At 42.6% G+C, this 794-nt stretch carries 1 protein-coding gene; it reads right to left on the minus strand.

What is annotated here, in order from left to right; translation table 11 throughout:
- Window positions 1-794: 3'-5' exonuclease (locus ACRCJ0_RS16895; RefSeq protein WP_431391314.1), on the minus strand; the 794-nt coding region annotated here is incomplete at both ends.

Raw genomic sequence — 794 nt, forward strand, 5'->3', positions numbered from 1 at the left:
CCATTTGGCATCCCACCAACATAATCGAGGAAGCCCGTATCTGTATAAATTTGCCAGATTAAAGTCGCCAACGGTTTGTCGCGGGCGATATCCCGCCACGCTAAGTGCCAATCATTCAAAATCCGCAATTTCTCAGCTAGTCTTTCATCTTGCCCTTCATCCATGGCCATATAAGTTTTCATAGCGTCATAATAAGTTGCTTGTTTGTTGGCAATCCGGATTTTCGCTAGGTCTTGCTCATTTAAACCAATAATTGGTGACCGCAAAATAGCCGCCAGTGGAATATCTTGGTAAGGATTATCGATAAATTTTAAGACATTCAACATGACACGGATTTCTGTACGCTGGAAATAGTTCGCCGAATCATCCAACATCAAAGGAATTTTATATTGGGCAAAAACATCCTCTAATTCCGAATGGTTACGTCTAGTTGCTACAAGAATTACTATATCATTAAAGGTGATGGGTCTATCTGCCTGCAGCTTTTTATCATAAATCATGTGCTGGTTGTTGACCTTGTCCAAAATGGATTGGGCAATCAATTCTGCTTGCATTTTCGTCCCATTTGAGACCTCACCATCTAAACCGTCTAAACCTTCCTGGTCGTAATCGCTAGCTTCACTGCTATCTTCCTCCTCGTAAAGGAGAATTTCAGTCTGCATCCGGTCGGTTTCTGGATAGGCGGTAAAGCCCAATTTAAGGGCTGCATCCTCATCATAAGCAATCTGCCCCACTTGTGGATCCATGACTTGGCGGAAGATAAAGTTGGTAAAATCAAGGACATCTGCTCTTGA

The organism is Aerococcus sp. L_32, from assembly GCF_050689315.1.